Source organism: Aeromonas sp. FDAARGOS 1415, from assembly GCF_019048365.1.
GTDB classification, from domain to species: Bacteria; Pseudomonadota; Gammaproteobacteria; order Enterobacterales; family Aeromonadaceae; genus Aeromonas; species Aeromonas taiwanensis.
In genome coordinates this window covers 1,548,918-1,574,649 of the sequence record NZ_CP077363.1, presented here as the reverse complement: position 1 = coordinate 1,574,649, position 25,732 = coordinate 1,548,918, and the positions used below count along the sequence as shown (strand labels likewise).

The 25,732-nt window shown below is 65.1% G+C and carries 22 protein-coding genes; 14 read left to right on the top strand and 8 right to left on the bottom strand.

The annotated features are described in order from the left end of the window. Position 1: 1 nt before the first annotated feature. The 5 genes from mglA to I6L45_RS07460 form a co-directional block, all read right to left on the bottom strand. On the bottom strand, positions 2-1,522 hold the full coding sequence (mglA, locus tag I6L45_RS07480) for a galactose/methyl galactoside ABC transporter ATP-binding protein MglA (protein ID WP_043764025.1): 1,521 nt from the start codon (positions 1,520-1,522) through the stop codon (positions 2-4). Positions 1,523-1,576: 54 nt separating this feature from the next. Then, positions 1,577-2,563: a galactose/glucose ABC transporter substrate-binding protein MglB gene (mglB, locus tag I6L45_RS07475; protein WP_043808467.1), complete on the bottom strand. Its 987-nt coding sequence runs from the start codon at positions 2,561-2,563 to the stop codon at positions 1,577-1,579. 218 nt (positions 2,564-2,781) lie between these two features. Continuing rightward, positions 2,782-5,856 carry a beta-galactosidase gene (locus tag I6L45_RS07470; protein ID WP_216983852.1) on the bottom strand — a complete coding sequence of 1,025 codons (3,075 nt, stop codon included), beginning with the start codon at positions 5,854-5,856 and terminating at the stop codon, positions 2,782-2,784. A gap of 185 nt (positions 5,857-6,041) precedes the next feature. After that, positions 6,042-6,182 (bottom strand): hypothetical protein, encoded by a 141-nt coding sequence (locus I6L45_RS07465; protein WP_210550483.1) that lies wholly within the window; start codon positions 6,180-6,182, stop codon positions 6,042-6,044. 336 nt (positions 6,183-6,518) lie between these two features. Further along, positions 6,519-7,523: a substrate-binding domain-containing protein gene (locus tag I6L45_RS07460; protein ID WP_216983851.1), complete on the bottom strand. Its 1,005-nt coding sequence runs from the start codon at positions 7,521-7,523 to the stop codon at positions 6,519-6,521. A gap of 216 nt (positions 7,524-7,739) precedes the next feature. Here I6L45_RS07460 and galE point away from each other — a divergent pair, with 216 nt between their 5' ends. The 6 genes from galE to bacA all read left to right on the top strand — a co-directional run bounded on the left by galE (position 7,740) and on the right by bacA (position 14,098). Next, complete coding sequence (gene galE / locus I6L45_RS07455; protein ID WP_216983850.1) at positions 7,740-8,753, top strand: UDP-glucose 4-epimerase GalE; 1,014 nt, start codon at positions 7,740-7,742, stop codon at positions 8,751-8,753. Between the two features lie 49 nt (positions 8,754-8,802). Further along, positions 8,803-9,849, top strand: coding sequence for a UDP-glucose--hexose-1-phosphate uridylyltransferase (locus I6L45_RS07450; protein ID WP_210550480.1), 1,047 nt, complete (start codon positions 8,803-8,805; stop codon positions 9,847-9,849). Further along, entirely contained in the window at positions 9,846-10,994 is a 1,149-nt protein-coding gene (gene galK, locus I6L45_RS07445; protein ID WP_210550479.1) for a galactokinase, read from the top strand. The genes I6L45_RS07450 and galK overlap by 4 nt, the downstream gene beginning before the upstream one ends. Next, positions 10,991-12,001 (top strand): galactose-1-epimerase, encoded by a 1,011-nt coding sequence (locus I6L45_RS07440; RefSeq protein ID WP_216983849.1) that lies wholly within the window; start codon positions 10,991-10,993, stop codon positions 11,999-12,001. The genes galK and I6L45_RS07440 overlap by 4 nt, the downstream gene beginning before the upstream one ends. Positions 12,002-12,023: 22 nt before the next feature. Then, positions 12,024-13,019 (top strand): aldo/keto reductase, encoded by a 996-nt coding sequence (locus tag I6L45_RS07435; RefSeq protein ID WP_216983848.1) that lies wholly within the window; start codon positions 12,024-12,026, stop codon positions 13,017-13,019. 263 nt (positions 13,020-13,282) lie between these two features. Next, on the top strand, positions 13,283-14,098 hold the full coding sequence (gene bacA / locus I6L45_RS07430) for an undecaprenyl-diphosphate phosphatase (RefSeq protein WP_210550476.1): 816 nt from the start codon (positions 13,283-13,285) through the stop codon (positions 14,096-14,098). A 64-nt stretch (positions 14,099-14,162) separates the two neighbouring features. Here bacA and I6L45_RS07425 read toward each other — a convergent pair whose 3' ends face one another. From I6L45_RS07425 to I6L45_RS07415, 3 genes are all read right to left on the bottom strand, one after another. Further along, positions 14,163-14,828, bottom strand: a complete 666-nt coding sequence (locus I6L45_RS07425) for a ChrR family anti-sigma-E factor (RefSeq protein ID WP_043764040.1) — start codon at positions 14,826-14,828, stop codon at positions 14,163-14,165. After that, positions 14,821-15,390: a sigma-70 family RNA polymerase sigma factor gene (locus I6L45_RS07420; RefSeq protein WP_043764041.1), complete on the bottom strand. Its 570-nt coding sequence runs from the start codon at positions 15,388-15,390 to the stop codon at positions 14,821-14,823. Before I6L45_RS07420 ends, I6L45_RS07425 begins: the two co-directional genes overlap by 8 nt. Before the next feature lie 120 nt (positions 15,391-15,510). Next, the gene (locus I6L45_RS07415; protein ID WP_043764042.1) at positions 15,511-16,077 is read right to left on the bottom strand and encodes an LON peptidase substrate-binding domain-containing protein; all 567 of its coding nucleotides are present in this window, start codon (positions 16,075-16,077) and stop codon (positions 15,511-15,513) included. Between the two features lie 314 nt (positions 16,078-16,391). Here I6L45_RS07415 and argS point away from each other — a divergent pair, with 314 nt between their 5' ends. From argS to I6L45_RS07375, 8 genes are all read left to right on the top strand, one after another. Next, complete coding sequence (gene argS, locus I6L45_RS07410) at positions 16,392-18,137, top strand: arginine--tRNA ligase (protein WP_216983847.1); 1,746 nt, start codon at positions 16,392-16,394, stop codon at positions 18,135-18,137. A 3-nt stretch (positions 18,138-18,140) separates the two neighbouring features. Then, a complete protein-coding gene (locus I6L45_RS07405) occupies positions 18,141-18,989 on the top strand; it encodes an SPOR domain-containing protein (RefSeq protein ID WP_043764044.1) in 849 nt (282 codons plus the stop codon). Between the two features lie 185 nt (positions 18,990-19,174). Continuing rightward, the gene (hslV, locus tag I6L45_RS07400) at positions 19,175-19,708 is read left to right on the top strand and encodes an ATP-dependent protease subunit HslV (protein WP_134694266.1); all 534 of its coding nucleotides are present in this window, start codon (positions 19,175-19,177) and stop codon (positions 19,706-19,708) included. 54 nt (positions 19,709-19,762) lie between these two features. Beyond that, complete coding sequence (hslU, locus tag I6L45_RS07395) at positions 19,763-21,091, top strand: HslU--HslV peptidase ATPase subunit (RefSeq protein ID WP_134694265.1); 1,329 nt, start codon at positions 19,763-19,765, stop codon at positions 21,089-21,091. Between the two features lie 161 nt (positions 21,092-21,252). Further along, positions 21,253-21,885: a TetR/AcrR family transcriptional regulator gene (locus I6L45_RS07390; RefSeq protein WP_210550471.1), complete on the top strand. Its 633-nt coding sequence runs from the start codon at positions 21,253-21,255 to the stop codon at positions 21,883-21,885. Continuing rightward, on the top strand, positions 21,882-22,850 hold the full coding sequence (hlyD, locus tag I6L45_RS07385) for a secretion protein HlyD (RefSeq protein ID WP_216983846.1): 969 nt from the start codon (positions 21,882-21,884) through the stop codon (positions 22,848-22,850). The genes I6L45_RS07390 and hlyD overlap by 4 nt, the downstream gene beginning before the upstream one ends. Continuing rightward, positions 22,847-24,619, top strand: a complete 1,773-nt coding sequence (locus I6L45_RS07380; RefSeq protein ID WP_216983845.1) for an ATP-binding cassette domain-containing protein — start codon at positions 22,847-22,849, stop codon at positions 24,617-24,619. Before hlyD ends, I6L45_RS07380 begins: the two co-directional genes overlap by 4 nt. Further along, the gene (locus I6L45_RS07375; RefSeq protein WP_216983844.1) at positions 24,616-25,731 is read left to right on the top strand and encodes an ABC transporter permease; all 1,116 of its coding nucleotides are present in this window, start codon (positions 24,616-24,618) and stop codon (positions 25,729-25,731) included. Before I6L45_RS07380 ends, I6L45_RS07375 begins: the two co-directional genes overlap by 4 nt. The last annotated feature ends 1 nt before the right edge of the window (position 25,732 follow it).

Below are 25,732 nucleotides of genomic sequence, written 5' to 3'. Positions count from 1 at the left end.
CTTATAGGTACAGAGATGCCAGGCGCAGGATCTCGCTCTGGTCAGTTTCTTTGGTGTTGACGATCCCCGCGACCCGGCCATTGCTCATGACCAGGATGCGATCCGTGATGCCGAGCAGTTCGGGCATCTCGGAGGAGATGATGACGATCCCCTTGTCCTTCTTCGCCAGCTCGAGGATGAGCTGGTAGATCTCGAACTTGGCCCCCACGTCGATGCCGCGGGTCGGTTCATCCAGCATCAGGATCTCGGGCTGGGTCAGCAGCCAGCGGCCGATGATGACCTTCTGCTGGTTGCCGCCGGAGAGACTGCCGATCTGGGTCTGCTGAGTCGGTGTCTTGACCCGCATGGAGTCGATGACCCACTGGGTGTCGCTCTTCATCTTGTTGTCGCTGAGCAGCCCCATGGACCCCTTGTAGTTGTCCATGTTGGCGATCAGGGAGTTGAAGGCGATGTCGAGACGGGAATAGATACCGGTGGAGCGACGCTCCTCGGTCACCAGGGCGAAGCCATTCTGGATCGCCTCATGGGCATTGTGGTTCGCCACCTCTTTGCCGTGCAGCTTGATGGTCCCTTCGCTGCGTTCGCGGATGCCGAACAGGGTCTCGACGATGTCCGTGCGCTTGGCCCCCACCAGACCGGCGATGCCGAGGATCTCCCCCTTGTGCAGGTTGAAGGTCACGTCCTGGATGGAAGGCTGGTTCTTGGCCGTCAGGTGCTCGACTTCGAGGATCACCTCTTTGGGCTGGTTGGTTTTCTCCGGGAAGCGCTGGGTCAGCTCGCGACCGACCATCATGCCGATGATCTGATCCATGGTCATGCCCTTGAGTGGCTGGGTCGCCACCCACTGCCCATCCCGCAATATGGTGATCTCGTCACAGAGCTGGAAGATCTCTTCCATCTTGTGGGAGATGTAGACGATGCCGCAGCCTTTCTCCTTGAGCTTGTTGATGATCTTGAAGAGGTGGTTGACCTCTTTCTCGGTCAGGGAGGAGGTGGGCTCGTCCATGATGACGATCTTGGCGTCATAGGAGAATGCCTTGGCGATCTCGATCATCTGCATCTGGGAGACGGAGAGGGTACCGACCTTGACCCTGGGGTCGATGTCGATGTCCAGTTCGTCGAAAATCTGCTTGGTCTCTTCATACATCTTGCCGTGATCGATGAACCACCCCTTGGTGGGGTAGCGGCCGAGCCACATGTTGTCCATCACGGTGCGTTGCAACACCAGGTTCAGCTCCTGGTGAACCATGGAGACACCGTTCTCCAGCGCCTCCTTGGAGGAGGTGAAGTTGATCTCCTCCCCCTTGAAGAAGATCTTGCCCTCATCCTTCTCGTAGATGCCGAACAGGCACTTGAGCAGCGTGGACTTGCCTGCGCCATTCTCGCCCATCAACGCATGCACAGAATGAGGACGGACCCGTAAATTGACTTTATCGAGTGCCTTGACGCCAGGGAAACTCTTACTGACGTCAATCATCTCCAACAGCCATTCTGATTGTTGCCGTGTTGTCATATCAGCCATCACATCTGGTTGGAACAGAGGGCAAGGGGATCACCCTTGCCCGGGAGGAGGGAATTACTCGAACTGGGACAGGTTGTCTTTATCCACGCCCACGTAAGGAACACGCACGATCTTGTTGTCGATCTTCCAGTTGGTGCCTTCACCGGCCGGCTTGCCTTCCGCCAGGTTCTTGGACAGATCGAAGGTCGCCTTGGCCTGGTTGGCCGCGTCGTTCAGCACGGTACCCGCCATGGCGCCACTCTTGACCATGGCCAGGGCTTCCGGCAGGGCGTCAACGCCGAACACCGGGATGGCGCTCTTGCCTTGTGCCTTCAGGGATTCAACAGCGCCCATCGCCATGCCGTCGTTGTTGGCGATGACCACTTCGATCTTGTTGGCGTTCGGGCCGGAGATCCAGGCGTCCATCTTGTCCTTCGCCATGGCGGTATCCCACATACCGGTATCCATGTGCAGCTGCTCGGTCTTGATGCCGCCGTCGTTCAGGGTCTTGACGACGTAGGTGGTGCGGGCTTCCGCATCCGGGTGGCCAGGCTCACCCTTGAGCAGTACGAACTGGATGACGCCATCCTTGTTCAGATCCCAGGCCGGATTGGCTTTCCAGTGCTTGGCGATCAGCTGGCCCTGGATGATGCCGGACTCTTTGGAGTCGGTACCCACGTAGTAGGCCTTGTCATAGCTGGCCATGTCCGCCGCGCTCGGTTCCTTGTTGTAGAACACGACGGGGATCTCGTCGGCACGGGCCTTTTCGATCACGACAGAGGCCGCAGCCGGGTCGACCAGGTTGATGGCCAGCGCTTTCACGCCCTTGGCCAGCAGGACGTCGATCTGGTCATTCTGCTTGGACTGGTCGTTCTGGGAGTCGTTCATCAGCAGCTCGACACCCGGGTTGGCTGTCGCTTCCTTCTCGATGGCCTTGCGCACCACGGCCATGAAGTTGTCGTCATACTTGTAGACGGTGACACCGATACGGGTATCGGCCTGGGCTTGGGCTCCCGCCATCAGTCCCATCAGCAAGGTGGCAACTGTCGTGAGTTTTTTCATTGTTATGCTCCGATCTCTATCTGTTTTTGTAGGGAATGCTGTACACCATGTGAACTGGCGCCAGCCTAATGTAATCAGTTTGTTGTGTGACGGTCTGTGATCATGGCAACAAAATGAAAACGTTTACACTCTGTTACATAGCGACAATATTGTTAAAAATTAAATAGTTATGCCAACAACAGCCTCCTTCGAGGCCTTGCCATAAGAGACTAGCCTATCTAGCGCAAAATGCAGTTCCAGCTGTAACTTCCAGGCAACAACCAGAATTCGGGCCGCACGCTCTGGCTCCAGGAGTCATCCCCGCCCACCCCCATGTGGAAGCCATCGAGGCAGAGGTGAGTCCCCCCCAGGGCCACCAGATCGGTCTGGTGACGGGCCTGGGCGAGCTGCTGCTGGCTGTAGCGGCTGACGCTGAAGTGGAAGCGTCCCTCCACCGCCAGATCCCCCAGTTGCAGCTGACGGGTATCGCAGCGCAGGCCGTTGTCGGTCGGGAAGACATAGGGGGTGTGCAGGGCCGAGGCGGGCCGTTGCCAGCGCTGCACGTCGGCGGCCAGCAGCCTGTCCGGGTAGTTCTCGTGGGGACCGCGTCCCAGCCAGCTCACCTCGTCACCGTCAGCCAGCTCGTCAGCCAGCCAGAGCCGGGCGCCGATGCGCGGCAGGGAGGGCATGTCACCGGCCACCTCCACCTCGATGGCGAGGAGCATGGCTCCGTCGCTGGCAAACTTGTGTTGCCAGCGGGTCAGCAGCTTGAGTTCGGCCCCGACGAAGTAGCCGTGTCGCACCGTCACCGTCCCTTGATCAGGGCTCACCGTCAGGTCGAGACAGCGGTGCGCCAGTGCGTTGAGCCCGGCCTCCTGCCAGCGAGCGATCCAGGCGTTGGGATCGGCGTGATCCGCCTCGCTGGTACCGATGTCGTTGTCGAGTGGCGCCCGATAGAAGTGGTCGGCAATGGCGTCTTTCAGCCGCTCCCGGCCCTGCTTCTGCCAGCTCGCGACTCGGCCGCTGGCCTTGTCGAGCCGCCACTCCGCCCCTGTCGTACGCACTTGCCAGTGATCTCCCTGCTCGATCAGGGTGGCGGGGCTGAACGCCGCCGGAATGGCCAGGGGCGTCGGCAGCATGCATTGCTGGCGCGCCACCTCGTGCCCCGCCTCGGCCCAGGCCGTGGCGCCGTGCTGTACGATGGCGAGATCCAGCCACGCAAGGCTCCCCGCCGCAAAGGCAGGCAAGCGCTCCAGCAGGGTCAGGGTCACGCAGGCCAGGGGCGCCAGCTCAAGCGAGCACTCACCCTGACTCACCACCATGCCGTCCTCGCACAACCGCCAGTGCAGCGTTTCGTTGTCCGTCGTGTGGAACAGGTACTCGCTGGTGATCGCGACCTTGAGCGGCTGCTGGCTGACCAGGGTCAGCACGAAAGGCTGCTGGGCACGCTTGGCCTCGAACAGCGACGGATGGGGCGTGCGATCGGGGAACAACAGGCCGTTGCAGCAGAACTGGCGGTCATTGGGGGTATCGCCGAAGTCTCCCCCATAGGCCCAGAAATGGCGGCCGTCGTCGGTCTGCTTGTCCAGCCCCTGATCGACCCAATCCCAGACGAAACCGCCCTGCAGGCGGGGGTGATCGCGAAACGCCTGCCAGTAGTGGGCATAGCCCCCCAGGCTGTTGCCCATGGCGTGGGCGTATTCACACAGGATCAGCGGCCGGGTCTCCCCGGGCAGGCCGATCCACTTGGCCAGCGCCCACTTGGGCACGGCCGGGAAGGGTTGATCCTGATGGGTCCGGGCATACATGGGGCAGATGATGTCGGTGGCCGGGGTATCGGCTCCGCCCCCCTCGTACTGCACGGGACGACTGGGGTCGCTGCTCTTGACCCACTGGTACATGGCGTCGTGGGCCGGGCCGTAGCCGGATTCATTGCCGAGGGACCAGATGATGATGCTGGGGTGGTTGAAGTCCCGCGCCACCATGCGGGTGACCCGCTCGAGGAAGGCGGTGCTCCAGGCGGGATCTCGCGCCAGACGCCCCATGGGGGTCATGCCGTGGGTTTCCAGGTTCGCCTCGTCCACCACGTAGAGGCCGAGCCGGTCGCACAGGCGATAGAGCTCGGGGTGGTTGGGATAGTGGGAGCAGCGCACCGCGTTGAAGTTGTGCCGCTTCATCAGCAGCAGATCCTGCTCCATGTCGGCAGGCGTCACCGCATGCCCCGTGGCGGGGTGGTGCTCGTGGCGATTGGCACCGCGAATGAGCAGGGGCTGGCCGTTGACCCGCAGCAGACCGCCGCGGATCTCCACCGCCCGAAAGCCCACGTCATAGGCCTCGCTCTCGATAGGCTCCCCCTGCTCGTCCAGCAGGGTCAGGGTCAGGCGGTAGAGATGGGGGGTCTCGGCGCTCCACTTGTGCGGTGCCGCCACCTCCAGCCAGAACTCGCTCCTGTCTCCGTAGGCCCCCTTCTCGTCGATGGCCCCGGTGCCGAGCCCCTGGCGCTGGCCGGTGATCCGCTCGTCGCCGAAATAGAGGGCGGCCTCCACCGCCAGTCCGCTGCCCTCATTGACCTGCAGATCGATCTTGAGGCGTGCATCCCGGTAGCAGGCGTCCAGCACCGGCGTCAGCCGTATGTCCAGCAGGCGGCGCCCGGGTTTGTGCAGCAGGCTGACGGAGCGGAAGATGCCGCTCATGCGCCACATGTCCTGATCCTCCAGGTAGGAGCCGTCGGACCAGCGCAGCACCAGGGCCGCCAGCCGGTTTTGCCCGGCCTGCAGGAAGGGAGTCAGATCGAACTCGGCGGGCAACCGGCTGTCCTGGGAGTAGCCGACCCAGCGGCCGTTGCAGAACAGGTGGAAGGCGCTGTCCACCCCGCCGAAGATGATCCGGGTCTGGCCATCAGCCAGCCAGTCGGCCGGCAAGTCGAACACGCGGGAGTAGCAGCCGGTGGGATTCTCGGCGGGCACCCGGGGCGGATCGCAGGGGAAAGGGTACTTGATGTTGGTGTAGATGGGCACATCGGTCACAGGCCGCAACCCTGGGTAGGCCGCATCCAGCTGCCAGTTGCCCGGCACCAGGATAGCGGTCGCGTCCCCCAGATCCTCGTTCACCCAGGACTCGGGCACCCGCTCCGGAGCATCGAAGTAGGAGAAGCGCCACTCGCCGTCGAGCAGCAGGCAGGAGGGGGAAGGCAAGCCGGCCCGCGCCTCGGCCTCGTCACGCCAACTGGACAAGGGGGTATGGGCGGGCAGCCGATTCACCGACGTAATCGCCTGGGTCTGCCAGTCCTGACGGGCCACTATCTCCCTGAGCATCTCTTTCTCTCCCTGCATGAGCACTGAAAACCATTGCAGTGTAGGGAAGTTTTGGCCGTGGTTCGGCGATCTCGCTCACAACGATGTAAACGATTACACTTATTTTGTTAAGTAAAACGGAGTAAAAATAGGATAAATGCAGGTAAAAGCCCGTTCCGGTCAGCACGGGGGTAAAAAGCGGGGATTCACGGCTCGGAGACCGGGAGCTGATGGTTGATAAAGATGCGGGCAGGGATGAGTTCTTGACGCCGCCATCCCGCCGCCGGGGTGACCGCGTCGGACAGGGGATCGGAGCCGCCGCGCAGAGGCAGGGGGCGAACGACCACCTCTTGTTACCGCCATCCCCACACCCGGGCCGCAATAGTGGCAAGGGAGCAACACCTAGGTGGATCTCGTGAAAGGGCAATACGATGCCCACCGCCCGGTGGCGGCATCCGCCGTGAGATCGGGGCAGAAGGACAGTACGTGGCTCGGTGCGCTGTCGACAGGCGAGGACGCCCATCACCACCAGGTAGCGGCATCAGTCGATCTGGACGGAGAACAATGCGCAGATAAGGGTGCAGGCGGCAATCAGGGAGGCGAGGCCGCCACCCCGTCACCAGGGTGGCGGCAACGGGGTCGGGACCGCATGGCAGGCTTGAAAGAAGGTGGGCAGCCCGGGATCAGAGCCTGACGGGCGCCACTGAGTGGCGGTTGATCAGGGTCGGGGTGTAGATGCGGCTCTGCACCGACTCGCCCTCCCCGGCGGCGAGTTGCAACGCCAGCTTGGCCGCCTGGGCCGCCATCAGCTCGATGGGATAGCGCATGGTGGAGAGCTTGGGCCGCAAGTATCTCGCGTAGATGATGTCATCAAAGCCCACCACAGAGACCTCTTCCGGCACCTTGAAGCCGTTGTCCGCCAGCACCGAGATGGCCCCCGCCGCCATGGCATCGTTGTAGGCCACCACCGCCGTGATGGGCAGCCCCTTGGCCAGCAGGTTGAGCATGGCGCGCTCACCACCCTCTTCATTGGGCATGCCGCTCTCCACCAGCTCGGGATCGGCGCTCAGTCCCGCCTCCGCCAGCGCATCCTGATAGCCTTGATGGCGCAACAGGGCATCCTCGATGGCGTGATCCGAGCTCAGGAAGGCGATGTGGCGATGACCCAGATCCAGCAGATGGCGGGTCGCAGTCGCCGCCCCCAACCGGTTGTTGAGGGCGATACAACGCCCCCTCAGGCTCGGAATGTCGCGGTTGATCAGCACCATGCCTGGCGCCCGCAGGGCATAGTCGATGAGCTCCTTGTCGTCGAGCGCCTTGCTGTGCACCACCAGGGCCTCGCAGCGTTTGCCGATGAGCAGCTCGATCGCTTCCCGTTCCTGCTGGGCACGGTGAAAACCATTACCCATCAGCAGGTGCAGCCCCTGCTCCACCGCCACCGCGGCCACCCCCTTGACCAGGGCACCGAAGAAAGGATCCGCCACATCGCCCACCACCACGCCCATAGTGTCACAGGTCTGGCTGACCAGAGCCCGGGCGTTGGCATTGGGGGTGTAGCCCAGTTCGGCCATGGCTTTCAGCACCACCTCGCGGGAGGCGGCGCTGGCCTTGGGTGAGTTGTTCATCACCCGTGAAACCGTTGCCACCGAAACGTTGGCCAAACGGGCGACATCCTTGATGGTGCTCATGCTGTTTTCACTTATTTCACGGTTCGATAGATCGCATTATACCGGTCAATGTCCCTGATAACAGTGGAAAAAGTCATATCTCGACATTCATGACGACAAAAAATGGTGTAATCGTTTACACATATTTGTTAAGCGGCTCACAGTTTGCCCGTCTGCCCCTCGGCTAGACTCCTCCTCAGGCTTTTCCTGTGTGAGGAAACAAGGGTGGAGAAGAGGATGAAAGTACTGGTGACCGGCGGTTGTGGCTATATCGGCAGCCACACCTGTCTGGCCCTGCAGGCCGCGGGCATGGAGCCCGTGGTGGTGGACAATCTCTGCAACAGCAAGGCCGGCGTGCTGACCCGTGTCGCCGCCATCAGCGGGCAGGCTCCCCGCTTCTATCAGGGGGACATCCGCGACGCGGTCCTGCTGGATCGCATCTTCACCGAACAGGAGATAGGGGCGGTGATCCACTTCGCCGCCCTCAAGGCGGTCGGCGAGTCGACCCGCATGCCGCTGGACTACTACGACAACAACCTCGGCGGCACCCTGGTGCTGCTGCAGGCGATGAAGCGGGCAGGGGTGCACAACCTGGTCTTCAGCTCGTCGGCCACCGTCTACGGCGACCCGGCCAGTACCCCCATCAAGGAGACGTTCCCGCGCAGCGCCACCAACCCTTACGGCCGATCCAAGCTGATCATCGAGGAGATCCTCGAGGATCTGCAACGGGCTGAACCGCACTGGAGCATGACCCTGCTGCGCTACTTCAACCCGGTCGGGGCCCACGAGTCCGGCACCCTGGGGGAAGATCCCCAGGGCATTCCCAACAACCTCATGCCGTTTTTAACCCAGGTCGCCATCGGCCGCCGCGACAGCCTCTCGGTCTTTGGTAACGATTACCCTACCGTGGACGGCACCGGAGTACGCGACTACATCCACGTGATGGATCTCGCCGAGGGGCACGTCAAGGCGCTCCACCACTGCGCCGGCCGGGGGGGCGTCCACCCCTACAACCTGGGCACGGGCCAGGGCCAGAGCGTGCTGCAGATGGTGGCGGCGTTCGAGGCAGCCTGCGGCCGTCCCCTGCCCTATCGCATCGAGCCCCGGCGCCCCGGCGACATCGCCGAGTGCTGGGCAGATCCGGCCAAGGCCGCACGGGAACTGGACTGGCACGCCAGCCGGGATCTCGCGACCATGTGTGCCGACAGCTGGCGCTGGCAGTCCGCCAACCCCAATGGTTACGAGGAGTAGGCCCAGGCCTGCGCCTCCGGATTTCTTCAACTCATAGACTGGAGTGATGATGTTCAACCCCGTTGATCACCCCCACCGCCGCTTCAACCCGCTGACCGGCCAGTATGTGCTGGTTTCTCCCCACAGGGCCAAGCGCCCCTGGCAAGGCCAGGTCGAAAAAGTCAGCCAGGCGCCGAGCCAGGCCCATGATCCCGACTGCTTCCTCTGCGCGGGCAACAAGCGGGTCACTGGTGACATCAACCCCGAGTATCAGGGCACCTTCGTCTTCACCAACGACTTCGCCGCCCTGATGCAGGACACCCCGCCGAGCGATGCGGCGCCGGATCCCCTGCTCAAGCTGGAGGCCGCCCGCGGCACCAGCCGGGTCATCTGCTTCTCGCCGGATCACGGCAAGACTCTCCCCGAGCTGCCCCTGCCCGCCATCGAGGGGGTGATCACCACCTGGATGGATCAGGTGGCCGAGCTGTCTGCCCAGTGGGCGTGGGTACAGGTCTTTGAAAACAAAGGCGCCGTCATGGGCTGCTCCAACCCTCATCCTCACGGCCAGCTGTGGGGCAGCGACTTCCTGCCCAACGAGATCGCCCGGGAAGAGGAGCACCAGCGCGCCTGGCTGGCCGAGCACGGCCGCCCGCTGCTGGTCGACTATGTGGAGCGGGAGCTGGCGGATCGCTCGCGCATCGTGGTGGAAACGGAACACTGGCTGGCTGTGGTCCCCTTCTGGGCCGCCTGGCCGTTCGAGACCCTGCTGCTGCCCAAGCGCCACGTCCCCTCCCTGCTCGACCTCACTCCCGAGCTGCAGCAGGACCTGGCCATCGCGCTCAAGGAGCTCACCAGCCGCTACGACAACCTGTTCGAGTGCAGCTTCCCCTACTCCATGGGCTGGCACTTTGCGCCCCCCCGCACCGATTGCCCTGAAGCGTGGCAGTTGCATGCCCACTTCTACCCGCCTCTGCTGCGTTCGGCCACGGTGCGCAAGTTCATGGTGGGCTTCGAGATGCTGGCCGAGACCCAGCGCGATCTGACGCCGGAGCAGGCCGCAGAGCGCCTGCGCGCCCTTTCCCCCGTTCATTACAAAGCCAGTGAGGTGACCCCATGACCCCGAGCCAACGCGTCAGCGCCGTCTTTGCCGAGCAGTTTGAGCAGCAACCCGATCTGCTGGTGCGCGCCCCGGGCCGCGTCAACCTCATCGGCGAGCACACCGACTACAACGACGGCTTCGTGCTGCCCTGTGCCATCGACTACGAGACCTGTGTCGCCATCGGCCTGCGGAATGACAACCTGGTGCACGTGGTCGCCGCCGACTACGGCAACCAGCGCGACCTGTTCGATCTGGACAAACCCATCACCCATCACCCGGACCAGCGCTGGAGCGATTACATCCGCGGGGTGGTGAAACATCTGCAGGGGCGTGGTTATGCCCTGCGCGGTCTCAACCTGGTGGTCTCCGGCAACGTACCCCAGGGAACCGGGCTCTCCTCCTCCGCTTCCCTGGAGGTGGCCATCGGCCAGGCCTTCAAGGAGGCCCAGGGACTCGACATCAGCCAGGCGGAGATCGCCCTCAACGGCCAGCAGGCGGAGAACCAGTTCGTCGGCTGCAACTGCGGCATCATGGATCAGATGATCTCCGCGAGCGGCGAGAAGGATCACGCCCTGCTGCTCGACTGCCGCTCCCTGGAAACCCGTCTCATCCCCATGCCCGCGGATCTGGCGGTGCTCATCGTCAATTCCAACGTGCGCCGCGGCCTGGTGGACAGCGAATACAACACCCGTCGCCAGCAGTGCGAGAGTGCCGCCCGCCATTACAGGGTCAAGGCGCTGCGCGACCTGGATCTGGCGACCCTGGAAGCGGGCAAGGCCGGGCTGGACGAGGCCTGCTATCGCCGCGCCCGCCACGTGGTCGGGGAGAACGCCCGCACCCTGGCGGCCGCCGATGCGCTCGCCTCCGGCGATCTGGTGCGCCTCGGCGCCCTGATGGCCGAGTCCCACGCCGCCATGCGGGATGACTTCGAGATCACCGTGCCCGCCATCGACGGCCTGGTGGAGATCATCAAGGCCGAGATCGGCACCGAGGGGGGCGTGCGGATGACTGGCGGCGGCTTCGGTGGCTGTGTGGTCGCCCTGCTGCGCCCCGAGAAGGTGGCCGAGGTGATCGCCGTGGTCGAGGCCCAATACCCGGCCAAATTCGGTCTCAAGGCGGACTGCTACGTCTGTCGCGCCAGCGCCGGGGCAGGCAAGCTATGACCTCCTTCGAACTGGAAAACGAGGAGGGGCTGCGCCTGCGCGGCCTCGACTTCGGGGCCACCCTCACCTCCCTCAGCCTGCCGGTGGCCGGTGTGCGGCGGGAGGTACTGCTGGGCTGCAGCGATGCCGCCTACCCCCACCAGCAGGTGTGGCTGGGGGCCGTGGCTGGGCGTTTCGCCAACCGCATCGGGGGGGCCGAACTGGTGCGAGGGGACGACCGCTGGCCCCTGGACGCGAATCAGGGGGCCAACTGCCTGCACGGCGGGCGCGAGGGCTTTCACCGCCGCCACTGGCAGATCAAGGAGCAGGAGGCGGACAGGGTCAGGCTAGTGCTGATCTCCCGGGCGGGGGATCAGGGCTTTCCCGGCAATCTGAGAGTGACCCTGGAGTACCGTCTGGAGCACCACGATCTGGTGGTCGACTTCAGCGCCAGCACGGATGAGGCGACCCCGGTCAGTCTCACCAGCCACGCCTACTTCAACCTGGACGGGGGCGGCGACATCCGCAGTCACAGCATCAGCCTCAACGCCGACCGCTTCCTGCCCACCGACGAGCAGAGTCTGCCGCTGGCCATCACTCCGGTGGAGGGTCCCTTCGATCTGCGGGCTCCGCGCCTCATCGGCCAGGAGTGGATGAGCCATCCCCAGCAGCGGCTGGCCAAGGGGTATGATCACGCCTTCCTTCTCAACGCCGACCCAGCCCCCCATCAGGGCAATGCCCTGCCCGACAGCCCCGATCAGCCCTGGGCGGCCAGGGTGGTCTCGGGGGACGGCAAGCTGGCGATGGTGGTGCACACCAACCAGCCCTCTCTGCAGTTCTACAGCGGCAACTGGCTGGCCGGCACAATGGATCGCAACGGCCAGCCTTATCGGGACTACGACGGTTTCTGCCTGGAGGCGCAGCAGCTGCCCGACAGCCCGAACCGGCCGGCCCTCGGCGATCCCTGGCTGCTGCCGGGGGAGCGCTATCGCCACCAGACCCGCTACCGCTTCTTCCCCAGCCCCTGATCCGAACACGCAAGGAGTCGTTATGGATGAACACTACCTCGCCGCGCCCGACCGCTACCAGCGCCAGGCCTATCGACCCGCCGGTCGCCACGGTCTGCGCCTGCCCGGTATCGGTCTCGGGCTTTGGCACAACTTCGGGGAAGGATGCGACCCCGCCACGGCGAAAGCCATGGTCCACCGGGCGTTCGATCTGGGCATCACCCACTTCGACCTCGCCAACAACTACGGGCCGCCGCCGGGCAGTGCCGAGATCACCTTCGGCAAACTGCTCAAGGGCAGCCTGGCGCCGTATCGGGACGAGCTCGTCATCGCCAGCAAGGCGGGCTACGTGATGTGGGACGGCCCCTACGGGGATGGGGGCAGCGCCAAATACCTGTTTGCCAGTCTGCACCAGAGCCTGCGCCGGCTCGGCCTCGACTACGTGGACATCTTCTATCACCACAGGCCCGACCCCCGCACCCCGCTGGAGGAAACCTGCCAGGCGCTGGCGCTCATGGTGCGCCAGGGCAAGGCGCTCTATGTCGGCCTCTCTAACTACCCGGCCGAACTGGCGGCGAAGGCCGCGACCCGGCTGGCGGAGCTCGGCACCCCCTGCCTGGTCAACCAGCTCAAATACTCCCTGTTCCAGCGCGACATCGAGGCCGAGACCCTGCCGGTTTGCCGCGAACACGGCATGGGAGTGGTCGCCTTCTCCCCCCTGGCCGGCGGGCTGCTGAGCGATCGCTACCTGGCCGGCATTCCCGCCGATTCGCGCGCCGCCAGCGGCAGCCCCTTCCTCAAGCCCGAACAGCTCACCGAGGACAGGCTCGCCAGGATCCGTGCCCTGCACGAACTGGCGCAGCAGCGGGGACAACCCCTGTCACAGCTCGCGCTGCAGTGGGTGTTGCGCGACCCCGTGGTGAGCTGCGCCCTCATCGGTGCCAGCAACCCGCAGCAGATCGCGAGCGCCGTCGACGCCCTGGCACAGCCGCCCCTGGAGGAGGCCCTGCAGCAGCAGATCCTGTCCGTGCTGGGGTAACGGGATGAGCCGCCGGCCCGAGCCGTCAGTCCGCACAAAAGGTCATGTCAGACAATGACGTGACCATGGCGGCGCCGGCCCCGCTCCCCGGAAAACAGGGGAGCTACCTACCCCTCCCCTCTCCCACAAGAGGGGTCGGCCAGGTTCGCAGACACAGCCCCCAATAATCTCTGGTTGCCCGCGCGATTTTCCGCCATCATTGGCCGCCCCGACCCTGATCGGGGCTGATTTTATCCAGACCCATCAACCAAGAGATCTGCACCATGACCGAATCCTACGCCCTGTTTGTCGCCTTCGTGCTGGGCATAGTGGAAGGCCTGACCGAATTTTTGCCCGTCTCCTCCACCGGCCACATGATCATCGTCGGCCACCTGCTCGGGTTTGAAGGCCCCAAGGCCGCCACCTTCGAGGTGGTGATCCAGCTGGGCTCCATCCTGGCGGTGGTCGTCATGTTCTGGCGCCGCCTGTTTGGCCTCATCGGCATTCATTTCGGCCAGAAGCCGCCGCAGGGCCAGGCCACCCTGACGCTGGTGCACGTCATCCTCGGGATGCTGCCCGCCGTGGTCATCGGGCTGCTGGTCCACAGCTGGATCAAGGCCTACCTGTTTGGCCCCCAGACCGTGATGTATGCCCTGGTGGCCGGCGGCATCTTGCTCATCATCGCCGAGAAGTTCCGCCCTGCGGTGCGCGCCGAGACCCTGGACGACATCAGCTACAAGCAGGCGTTCGGCATCGGCCTGTTCCAGTGCCTGGCGCTCTGGCCCGGCTTCTCCCGCTCCGGCGCCACCATCAGCGGCGGCATGCTGATGGGGATCAGTCGTCATGCGGCGGCCGAGTTCTCCTTCATCATGGCGGTGCCCATGATGATCGCGGCCAGCGGCCTGGACCTCTACAAGAGCCGCGACTTCCTCTCCATGGCCGATTTCCCCATGTTCGCGGTGGGCTTCGTCACTGCCTTCGTGGTGGCCATGATCGCCATCAAGACCTTCCTGGCGCTGATCCGTCGCCTCGACTTCATCCCGTTCGCCATCTACCGCTTCGTGGTGGCCTTCGCCGTCTACCTGGTCTTCGTGGCCTGACAGACTGCGGAATGCACAACAAAAAAGGGACCTCTTGGTCCCTTTTTTCATGATGGCGGGCGCCTCAGTAGAGGCGATGACTGATGCCGTTGAGCAGCCGCGACAGCCCCTTGGTGAACTGCACCGGCGCGTTCTGCACCGTATAGCAGAGGCAACCGTCCGGCGTGTGCGGGCTGTGGGCGTGGCTGGCGTCGCGCCAGATGAAGTCCCCCGCCTGATAGCGGGTGTCGCCATCTTCGATGGTGCCCGCCAGCAGCAGGGTCAGCTCATAGCCCTTGTGGGTGTGCTCCGGAATGCGCCCCCCCGCCTCGATGTGCAGCAGGCTGGCGCGAGCCCCCATCTCATCGAGCGGCAGGCTGTGCTGACGAATGGCGCCGAGGTGGCGCCACCTGGGGTCATGGTGCCTGGCCAGCACCCGTGGCAGGCGGTAGCTCTGGCCCGCCACCCGCAGCTCGGGGGCCGTCTGCCCATGCCGCTCGCGTGTGCTCACAGGGGGAGCGGGTTGCTGCAGTATCCCGGCGAGCATGGCATCGAACCCGGGCGGCAACGCCTCGTCCGGTTCGTCGGGCATCAGGTGCTCCCGGGCCAGCTCCTCTTCGCACTCCTTGACCCGGGCGGCGCAATCGGGGCAGAGCTCGCAATGGGCGGAGACGCCGACGGCCAGCGGCAGGGGCAGCTCGTCAGCGGCAAAGGCGCGCAGCATGAGTGCAGTCGGATGGGTCTTAATCATGGCCTTGCTCCACTTGTTCCTTCAGTTTCTGTAATGCCAGACGGAGGCGGGACTTGATGGTGCCGAGCGGCACGCCGAGCCTGTCTGCCAGCTCCTGCTGGGAGAGCTCCTGCAGATAGAGGCCGCGCACCACCTGCTGCTGCGGTTCCGGCAGGGTGGCCACATAACGGGCCATCTGGCGGGTCAGCACGGCGTCTTCGCCCCCGCTCAGGTGTTCTTCCTCCGCCCTGAACTCCAGCAGGGGCCACAGCTCCTCGGCGCAGAGCTCCTCCTTGCTGGCACGGCGGCGGCGCAGCATGTCGAAGCTCTGGTTGCGCATCACCGTGTAGATCCAGGTGGTTGGCGCCCCCTTGTCGGGGTGGTAGAGGCGTGCCTTCTGCCAGACCAGCAGCATGGTCTCCTGGACCAGCTCCATGGCGTTGGCCTCGCTGCCGAGGTGGCGCAGCCCGTAGCCGCGGATGCGCGGGGCGAAGTGGTGAAACAGGGTGGCGAAGGCAGCCTTGTCGCCCTGCTCCGCCACACGGATGAGAAGAGAAGTCAGATCGCCATCTGGGTTATCCATGGGGGGCGATGTCCTGCGTGGAGCCGATTGTGGTTGGCCAGTATATGCCATTGCGCCATCCCTCGCGTGTCGTGGTCTTCACCAATACGCGCGGGAAGTGAAAAGGATCACCCTGACGTGTCAGTGGCTCGCGACCAGCAGGCCGCTCAACAGGGAGAGGGCTGGCTGGTTGTCCTTGGCCGCCACCAGCCACTGCTTCTGCTCCACCGGAATCGGCAGCACCTCCAGCCAGCGCTGGGCCACCCAGCTCGCGTCCTCCCAGTCCGGCGCAGGGTAGAGAGCGGCATACTCGGGGTAGTCGTTGAACACGTCCTGCAGCGCCTTGGCCAGGGAGTGCTGATCGGCCTTGAGCCGGGCGCTCTGCCAGGGGGGCAGGGGTTCCACTTCGCCGACCCGCAGGCCGTCGGATTCCTGCCACAGATCGGTGATCCGCACCCGCTCCACGCCGAGCACGGTAATGCCGAGCAGGCCGTCCGGCAGCAGATCGAAGTCGATGATCCGCACCCGGGTGGCGATGGGATACATGTTGCGCAGCGCATCGGGCTGACGAGGGTCCAGCATGCAGAGCGCAAACTCCCTCTCCCGGGACTCGGCGACCATGCGCTGGTAGCGGGACTCGAAGATGCGCAGCGGCATGATGCCACCGGGCAGCAGGTGAGCAGAGAGCGGGAACAGCGCCAGTTTCATCGAAATCGTCCTCCATCGGCTTCCTCTAAGGATACGACCGTCGTGCGAGGCGGGATCATTCAGATCGAATCGGTCTAAATAACCCCTTAACAATCAGGGGAAAATAGCCTGGACAAGCCGCTTCGATATGCAGTAGAAATGGATAACCACCACTTATCCAAATCAATATCCTGCAATGTGGTGGAAAACGCAGTGAAATATCCGCCACACCCATGGGTGCGGGCCGTTCCTATAGTTTTCTCGGCCCGATGCGGGTAAAATTCACGCCCTTATCCAGTCTGTCATTTTTCGACGCGCAACCTCGGTGGTCAGTTATGAAAGAGCATATTCATCATCTACTTGAACAAACGGTAGCCAATCTCAAGTCAGCGGGCATCCTGCCGGCGGACCTGGAAGCCCGGGTGCAAGTAGACCGATGCAAGGAAAAGGCTCACGGTGACCTGGCCACCAACCTGGCCATGCTGCTGGCCAAACCGGCCCGCAAGAATCCCCGCGAGCTGGCCGCCGCCATCATCGAGCACCTGCCCGCCTCCGATCTGATCGCCAAGGTCGAGATCGCCGGCCCCGGCTTCATCAACTTCTTCTTCGACCCGAGCTGGCTGGCCGGTCAGGTCGAGGCCATGGTGACCTCCGCCAACGCCAACGTGAAACTGCCGACCGCCCAGACAGTGGTGGTGGACTACTCCGCCCCGAACGTGGCCAAGGAGATGGCGGTGCACCACATCCGCTCCACCGTCCTCGGTGACGTGGCTGCCCGTGCCCTGGAGTTCCTCGGCCACAAGGTGATCCGCGCCAACCACATCGGCGACTGGGGCACCCAGTTCGGCATGCTGATCGCCTACCTGGAGAAGATGGCCAACGAGCACGCCTCCGACATGGAGCTGCGCGATCTGGAAGCCTTCTACACCCAGGCCAAGCGCCACTACGACGAAGACGAAGCCTTCGCCGAGCGCGCGCGCAACTACGTGGTCAAGCTGCAGGGCGGTGACGAGTACTGCCGCGCCATGTGGAAGAAGCTGGTCGACATGACCATGGAACAGAACCAGCGCAACTACGACCGCCTGAATGTCTCCCTGACCAACAAGGACATCATGGGCGAGTCCATGTACAACGACATGCTGCCCCAGATCGTGGCCGACCTGAAGGCCAAGGGCCTCGCGGTCGAGAGCGAAGGCGCCACCGTGGTGTTCCTGGACGAGTTCAAGAACAAGGATGGCGAGCCCATGGGCGTCATCATCCAGAAGAGCGACGGCGGCTTCCTCTACACCACTACCGACATCGCCTGTGCCAAGTACCGCTATGAAACCCTGGGTGCCGACCGTGTCATGTACTTCATCGACTCCCGTCAGCACCAGCACCTGATGCAGGCCTGGACCATCACCCGCAAGGCGGGCTATGTGCCGGAATCCGTGCCCCTCGAGCACCACGCCTTCGGCATGATGCTGGGCAAGGATGGTCGCCCCTACAAGACCCGCTCCGGCGGCACCGTCAAGCTGGTCGACCTGCTGAACGAGGCCGAAGAGCGCGCCGCCGCCCTGCTGGAGAGCCGCAACAGCGACCTTTCCGCCGAGGAGAAGGCCCAGGTGGTCCACGCCATCGCCATGGGCGCGGTCAAATATGCGGATCTCTCCAAGAACCGCACCACGGACTACATCTTCGACTGGGATCTGATGCTGTCGTTCGAGGGCAACACCGCGCCCTACCTGCAGTACGCCTACACCCGGATCCAGTCCATCTTCCGCAAGGCCGGCGTCGATGCCGACACCCTGAGCGGCAAGGTGCTCCTGGCCGAAGAGGCGGAAGAGACCCTGGCCCAGAAGCTGATCCAGTTCTCCGACGCGGTCAACGGCGTGGCGGACAAGGGGATGCCGCACCTTCTGTGCACATATCTCTATGAATTGTCTGGCAACTTTATGACCTTCTACGAAGCCTGCCCGATCAACAAGGATGGCGTCGACGAGGCCACTCGCCAGAGCCGTCTGCTGCTGTGTGCGGCCACCGCCAAGGTGCTCAAGCTGGGCCTGGGCGTGCTGGGCATCCACACCCTGGAGCGCATGTAATAGATGGCGACCCGGGATTACGTCGGCAACAGCCCGCGACGCCGGGCGGGTGGCCGTAACATCAAGAAAGCGGCGCCTCGCCGCTTTCCTGTTATCCCGGCACTGCTGGCCGGGGCCCTGGTGGTCGGCTTCGGCGCCTTCCTCTACCTCATCAACGGCAAGGGGGCCGACGCCCCCACCATCGAGGAACAGGTAAAGGCGAACAAGCCCAAGGCGCAGGGCAATGGCCTGCCCCAGGAGAAGTGGAGCTACATCGAGCGGCTGGAGAACAAGCAGGTGGACGTCATCGAGCCGCCGCCCCAGCCAGGCGTGCTGCCGCCACCGCCCGCGCCGACCGTCACTCTGCAGCCGGAGACACTGCCGCAGCCGGTGCCGACCGACATTCCCCAACCGGGCACCCCCATCGGCCAGACGAAGCCCTATCAGCCGCAGCCGGTGCAGCCGACCAAGCCTGCCACCGCCGCCCCGGTCGCCAGCGCCCGGGAGCAGGTGATCGACCAGAAGGCCGAACGTGAACGGATGGAGCGGGAGATCCGCGCCGAGCTGGAACGGGAACGGGCCGAGGCCGCCAGGGCCCAGGCAGCGACCCAGTCTGCACAGACTGCAGCCGCCGACGGCGGCCGCTACATGATGCAGTGCGCCGCCCTGCGCTCCCAGGATTCCGCGGAGTCGCTCAAGGCGCGCATCGCCTTTACCGCCGGGCTCTCCTCCAGCCTGCAGGTGATCAACGGCGCCAACGGCACCGTCTACAAGGTGATGGTGGGCCCCTTCAACGGCAAGGCGGCGGCCGACGCGGCCAACCGCAAGCTGCAGGGCTCCGGCATCAGCGGCTGCATCCCCAGGAAGGGGTGATCGCCGCGTCCATGCACAGGGCCGGGTGGCAACACCCGGCCCTGTTTCTTTCGACGCCCACCTGGTGCCCATCTCCCCCTCCCCGCCATCCGCACAATAAACAGGCTTGAAAAGCCGGTGCGCCATCCCCATCTTTGTTGCCATGCACAGTCAGGCCGTCATTCGGCTCAAGCGAGGTAAATGAAGTGACTACCATAGTTTCAGTTCGCCGCAACGGTCAGGTCGTCATCGGTGGCGATGGCCAGGTTTCCCTTGGCAACACCGTCATGAAGGGCAATGCCCGCAAGGTTCATCGCCTCTACAACGGCAAGGTGCTGGCAGGTTTCGCCGGCGGCACCGCCGATGCCTTCACCCTGCTCGAGCGCTTCGAAGCCAAGCTGCAGGCCCACCAGGGCAACCTGGAGCGCGCCGCCGTGGCGCTGGCCAAAGACTGGCGCACCGATCGTGCCCTGCGCCGCCTCGAGGCCCTGCTGGCTGTCGCCGACGAGCACAAGTCCTTCATCATCACCGGCAACGGTGACGTGGTGCAGCCGGAGCACGATCTCATCGCCATCGGCAGCGGCGGCAACTTCGCCCAGTCCGCCGCCATCGCCCTGCTGGAGAACACAGAGCTGGATGCCAAGAGCATCGTCGAGAAGGCCCTCAAGATTGCGGGCGACATCTGCGTCTTCACCAACCAGCACCACACCGTCGAAGTGCTGGACTACAGCGCCAAGTAAGCGCCCCCCATTCTCCAGGGGCGGCCACGCTGCCCCCGACACAGGAATCCCATCATGTCCGAGATGACCCCGAGAGAAATCGTCCACGAGCTGGACAGGCACATCATTGGTCAGGCCGATGCCAAGCGCGCCGTGGCCGTGGCCCTGCGCAACCGCTGGCGCCGCATGCAGCTCAATGAAGAGATGCGCCACGAGGTGACCCCGAAGAATATCCTGATGATAGGCCCGACCGGTGTCGGCAAGACCGAGATCGCCCGCCGCCTGGCCAAGCTGGCCAATGCCCCCTTCATCAAGGTCGAAGCGACCAAGTTCACCGAAGTGGGCTACGTGGGCAAGGAAGTGGACAGCATCATCCGCGATCTGACCGATGTCGCCATCAAGCTGGTGCGCGAAACCGAGATGGAGAAGATGAAATACCGCGCCGAGGAGGCTGCCGAAGAGCGCATCCTCGACGCCCTGCTGCCGAACCCGCGCAACAGCTGGGGGGAAGAGGAGAAGGCCGACAACTCCAACACCCGCCAGATCTTCCGCAAGAAGCTGCGCGAAGGTCAGCTGGATGACAAGGAGATCGAGCTGGACCTGGCCGCCTCCCCGATGGGTGTCGAGATCATGACCCCGCCGGGCATGGAAGAGATGGCCAACCAGCTGCAGGGGCTGTTCCAGAACCTGGGCCAGGGCCAGAAGAAGAAGCGCAAGGTCAAGGTCAAGGAGGCCATGAAGGCGCTGATCGAAGAAGAAGCGGCTCGCCTGGTCAACCCGGAAGAGCTGAAGCAGAAGGCCATCGCCTCCGTCGAGAACAACGGCATCGTCTTCCTCGACGAGATCGACAAGATCTGCAAGCGCGGCGAGAGCTCGGGCCCGGATGTCTCCCGCGAGGGGGTCCAGCGCGACTTGCTGCCGCTGGTCGAGGGCTGCACCGTCAACACCAAGCACGGCATGGTCAAGACCGACCATATCCTGTTTGTCGCCTCCGGCGCCTTCCAGATCGCCAAGCCGTCTGACCTCATCCCCGAGCTGCAGGGCCGTCTGCCGATCCGGGTCGAGCTGACCGCGCTGACTACCGAAGATTTCGAGCGCATCCTGACCGAGCCGAACGCCTCACTGACCGATCAGTACCAGGCGCTGATGGCCACCGAAGGGGTCAAGATCGAGTTCACCAAGGATGGCATCCGCCGTCTGGCCGAGGCCGCCTGGCAGGTCAACGAGCGCACCGAGAATATCGGTGCCCGCCGTCTGCACACCGTGATGGAGCGCCTGATGGAAGACATCTCCTACGACGCCTCCGAGAAATCCGGTGAGACCTTCGTCATCGACACCGCCTACGTCAACGCCCACCTCGGCAAGCTGATTGAAGACGAGGATCTGAGCCGCTTTATTCTGTAAGGCCCGCTCCTCACGTTATCCAAACGCCTCCCTTTGTGGAGGCGTTTTTATTTTCTTTCTCTCTCCCTCCCTGCTCAAAAAAAGTGCTTCCTTCATTATCGAACTTGATTTATACATACGTATAACTTCGTGTGTTCTTTGCACACCATGGGGATGACACCGTGCACCCGACCCGGCAAAAACTGCTCGATACCGGCCTCGCCATCGCCACCGACAAGGGGCTGCGCGGCCTCACGGTGCGCGAGCTGGCGGCCGCCGCCGGGGTAAACCTCGGCTCCTTCGTCTACCACTTCGGCAACCGCGACGCCTTCATCGACGAGCTGGTGGAGCTCTGGTACGCCCCCCTCTTTGATGAGCTCAAGGCGGTGGCCGCCCGCGGCGCCTACCCCGATGCCCTCACCCAGTTCGAGGCCACCATGCAGGCGCTGATCGCCCTGGTGGGGCGCCAGCGCGGCTTCATCAACCACCTGTTTGGCGATGCCCTGGCGGGCGAAGGGGCCGCCCAGCGCTTCCTGCTCAGCCTGCCGCGCCGCCACCCCCTGCTGCTGCTCGAGCAGGTACAGCGGGCCCAGGCCGAAGGTTCGCTGGTGGCGGGCAACCCGGTGCAGCTGATGATCTTCATCATGGGGGCGGTCGGCCTGCCCCTGGTGATCGCCGGTGGCGGGCGCCAGCTCGGCTGGCTGCCCGAGCAGGCGGCCCCCTTCCTCGCCCACATCGACAACCCCGAGGCCGCTCAGCAGCGGCTGGTCTGGGCCCTGCGCGGCCTGCGCCGTCCCCAAGGAGAACCCCTATGAAGCAACGCATCGCGCTTGTGGCCCTCGTACTGGCCCTGATCGGTGGCTATCTCTGGTGGCAGGGGCGGCCCGCCGACGGCTCCATCCTCTACGGCAACGTCGACATCCGCGACGTGAACCTGGCGTTTCGGGTCGGCGGCCGGGTCAGCGAGGTGCTGGTGGACGAGGGGGACGCGGTGCAGGCCGGCCAGTTGCTGGCTCGCCTCGACCCGGCGCCGCTGATCCATAGCCGCGACAGCGCGCGGGCCAACCTGGCCGCGCTCACCGCCGCTAACGCCTTGATGCACAAGGGGTATCGCAGCGAGGAGACGGACCGCGCCCGGGCGTCCCTCAGCGCCGCCGAGGCCGCGGCTCTCGAGGCCGACAAGCAGTGGCGCCGCCAGAGCGCCCTGGCCGCCACCGGCGCCATCTCTCGCGGTCAGCTCGACACAGCCCGCTCCCAGCGGGATCAGACCCGGGCCCAGGTGCGCGCCGCCCGCGAGCAGCTGGCCCAGCTCGAGACCGGCTACCGTCCCGAGGAGATCGCCCAGTCCGATGCCCAGCTGGAGGGGGCCAAGGCCACGCTTGCCAGCGCCGAGCTGGCCCTGGCGGACGCGACCCTGACCGCCCCGAGCGACGGCATCATCCTCACCCGCGCCGTCGAGGCGGGCAGCATGGTGCAGGCCGGCGCCACCGCCTTCAACCTGTCACTCACCACCCCGGTCTGGGTGCGTGCCTACGTCGAGGAGCCCTGGCTCGGCCACTTCCCGAGCGGCACCAGGGTGCAGCTCACCACCGACTCAAGGCCGGACCAGCCCTATCAGGGGGTGGTGGGCTTCGTGTCGCCCAGTGCCGAGTTCACACCCAAATCGGTAGAAACGCCGGACCTGCGCACCCACCTGGTCTACCGGCTACGCATCGTGGTGCAGGATCCGGACCCGGCCCTGCGCCAGGGGATGCCGGTCACCGTCAGGCTGGCCCCATGAGCGCCGCCATCCGGCTCGACGGGCTGACCAAGCGCTTTGGCGAGCGCGTGGCGCTGGATGCCATCTCGGCCACCATACCGGGCGGCGGCATCACGGGCCTGGTGGGGCCGGACGGGGCGGGCAAGAGCACCCTGCTGCGCCTGCTCGCCGGCCTGCTGGTGCCGGAGGCCGGGCAGAGCCGGGTGCTCGGGCTCGATCCGGTGCAGGAGGGCGATGCCTTGCGCCAGCGCCTCGGCTACATGCCCCAGCAGTTCGGCCTGTATGAAGATCTCAGCGTGCTGGAGAACCTCACCCTCTACGCCGACTTGCGCGGCGTGGTGGAGCCCGAGCGCAGCCCGACGTTTGCCCGGCTGCTCGCCTTCACCGATCTCGCCCGCTTCACCGCCCGCCCGGCGGGCAAGCTGTCGGGGGGGATGAAACAAAAACTCGGGCTCGCCTGCGCCCTGCTCGGCCAGCCCGAGGTGCTGCTGCTCGACGAACCCGGGGTCGGAGTCGATCCCATCAGCCGCCGCGCCCTGTGGAAGATGGTGCGCGAGCTCGCCCAGGGGGGCATGACGGTGCTCTGGAGCACCGCCTATCTCGATGAGGCGGAGCTGTGCGATCACGTGCTGCTGATGGCGGAGGGCGCGGTGCGCACCAGCGGCCCCCCGGCGGATCTGATGGGGGCCATGGCGAGCCGCTGCTGGCTGCTGGAGGCGGGCAACCTGAACGGGCGGGAGCGGCGCGCCCTGCTGCGCCGGGCCCTGGCCCACCCGGCGGTGATGGACGGCGCCGTGGCCGGGGAGCGGGTGCGCCTGCTTCTGCGCCCCGATGCAGCACCGCCTCCCCTCGGCGAGCTGGGGCTCTCCGAGGGAGCCTTCGCACCGACCCCGGCCCGGCTGGAGGATGCCTTCATCGATCTGCTCGGCGGCGGGCCTGGCGGGGAGTCGAGCCTGGCCGCCACCATGGCCGAGGCCGAGCTGCCGGAGGGGGTCTCCCCCGAGGCGGTGATCGAGGCGCGCCACCTCACCAAGCGCTTCGGGGACTTTGCCGCCACCGACGACGTCAGCTTTGCGGTGCGCCGGGGCGAGATCTTCGGCCTGCTCGGCCCCAACGGGGCGGGCAAGTCCACCACCTTCAAGATGGAGTGCGGCCTGCTGCGCCCAAGCGGCGGCCAGGCCCTGGTGACCGGCATCGATCTCGCCCACAGCCCGTCGGCGGCGCGCCAGCACCTCGGCTACATGGCCCAGAAGTTTTCCCTCTACAAGCAGCTCACCGTGGCCCAGAACCTGTCGTTCTTCGCCGGCATCTACGGCCTGTTCGGCCGCGCCCAGCAGGCGCGCATCGACGCCATGGTGGAGGCCTTCGCCCTCGGGCCCTGGCTCGGTCAGCAGGCCGAAGCCCTGCCCCTCGGGCTGCGCCAGCGCCTCTCGCTCGCCTGCGCCCTGCTGCACGCGCCGCCACTGCTGTTTCTCGACGAGCCCACATCTGGGGTCGACCCGGTCACCCGGCGCGAGTTCTGGTCCCACATCAACGCCCTGGCCGATCACGGGGTGACCGTGCTGGTCACCACCCACTTCATGGACGAGGCGGAGTATTGCGACCGTATCGCCCTCATCTACCGAGGCAAGCTCCTGGCCCTCGGCACCCCGGACGAACTCAAGGGACAGGCGGCGCAGGCCATGCCCGTCAATTCGTCACACACCATGGCCTTACCCACCACCTCTTTACCCACCATGGAAGAGGCCTTTATCACCCTGGTCGAGCGGGCCAGCGAGGAGGACGCATGAGCATCAGCCGCCGCCGTCTGCTGGCCCTGTGCCGCAAGGAGTCGCTGCAGATCGTGCGCGACCCGAGCAGCATACTGGTCGCCTTCATCATGCCGGTGGTGCTGCTGGTGGTGATGGGGTACGCCATCAACCTGGACGTGGACCACCTGCGCCTCGGGGTGTGGCGCGCCGACGGCGGGGCGCCGGCGATCCGCTTCGAGCAGGCTCTGCGCGGCTCGACCGCGCTGGAGGTGCACGGGGGCGCGAGCAAGGAGGCGCTGCTCGGGAGCCTGGAGCGCGGCGAGATCCGGGGGCTTTTGGTGATCGACGAGGGCTTCTCCCGCGCCCTGGCCGGACAGGGGGGCAACGCGCCGCGCATCGCCCTGCTCACCGACGGCTCCGAGCCCAACACGGCGAACTTCGTCACCAACTATGTGCAGGGGATCTGGCAGGGTTGGCTTCTCACTGAGGGCAAGCCCCAGAGCCAGCCGGTGGAGCTGCGCACCCGCGCCTGGTTCAACCCCGCGCTGGTGAGCCGCAACTTCCTGGTACCGGGCTCTATTGCCGTCGTGATGACCATCATCGGCGCCCTGCTCACCTCCCTGGTGGTGGCCCGGGAGTGGGAGCGCGGCACCATGGAGGCCCTGCTCGCTACCCCGGTGACCAAGGCCGAGCTGCTGCTCTCCAAGCTCATCCCCTACTACGGGCTCGGCATCGCCGCCATGTTCATCTGCCTGCTCTTCTCGGTGGTTGTGATGGGGGTGCCCTGGCGCGGCTCCCTGGCCGTCCTGTTTCTGGTCACCAGCCTGTTTCTCGGCAGCGCCCTGGGGCTCGGGCTGTTTCTCTCCACCGTGATGCGCAGCCAGTTCAACGCCGCCCAGGCGGCCCTGACGGCGGCCTTCCTGCCGGCCATGATGCTCTCGGGCTTCGTGTTCGAGATCGCCAGCATGCCGCCCCTGCTGCGGGCCATCACCCACCTCATTCCGGCCCGCTACTTCGCGAGTTCGCTGCAGACCCTCTATCAGGCAGGCAACGTGATCTCGATCCTGCTGGTCAACGCCCTCTGTCTGTTGCTGCTGGCCGCCTTCTGGCTGGCCCTCACCGCCCGCAAGACGCGGCGAACCCTGGAGTAAC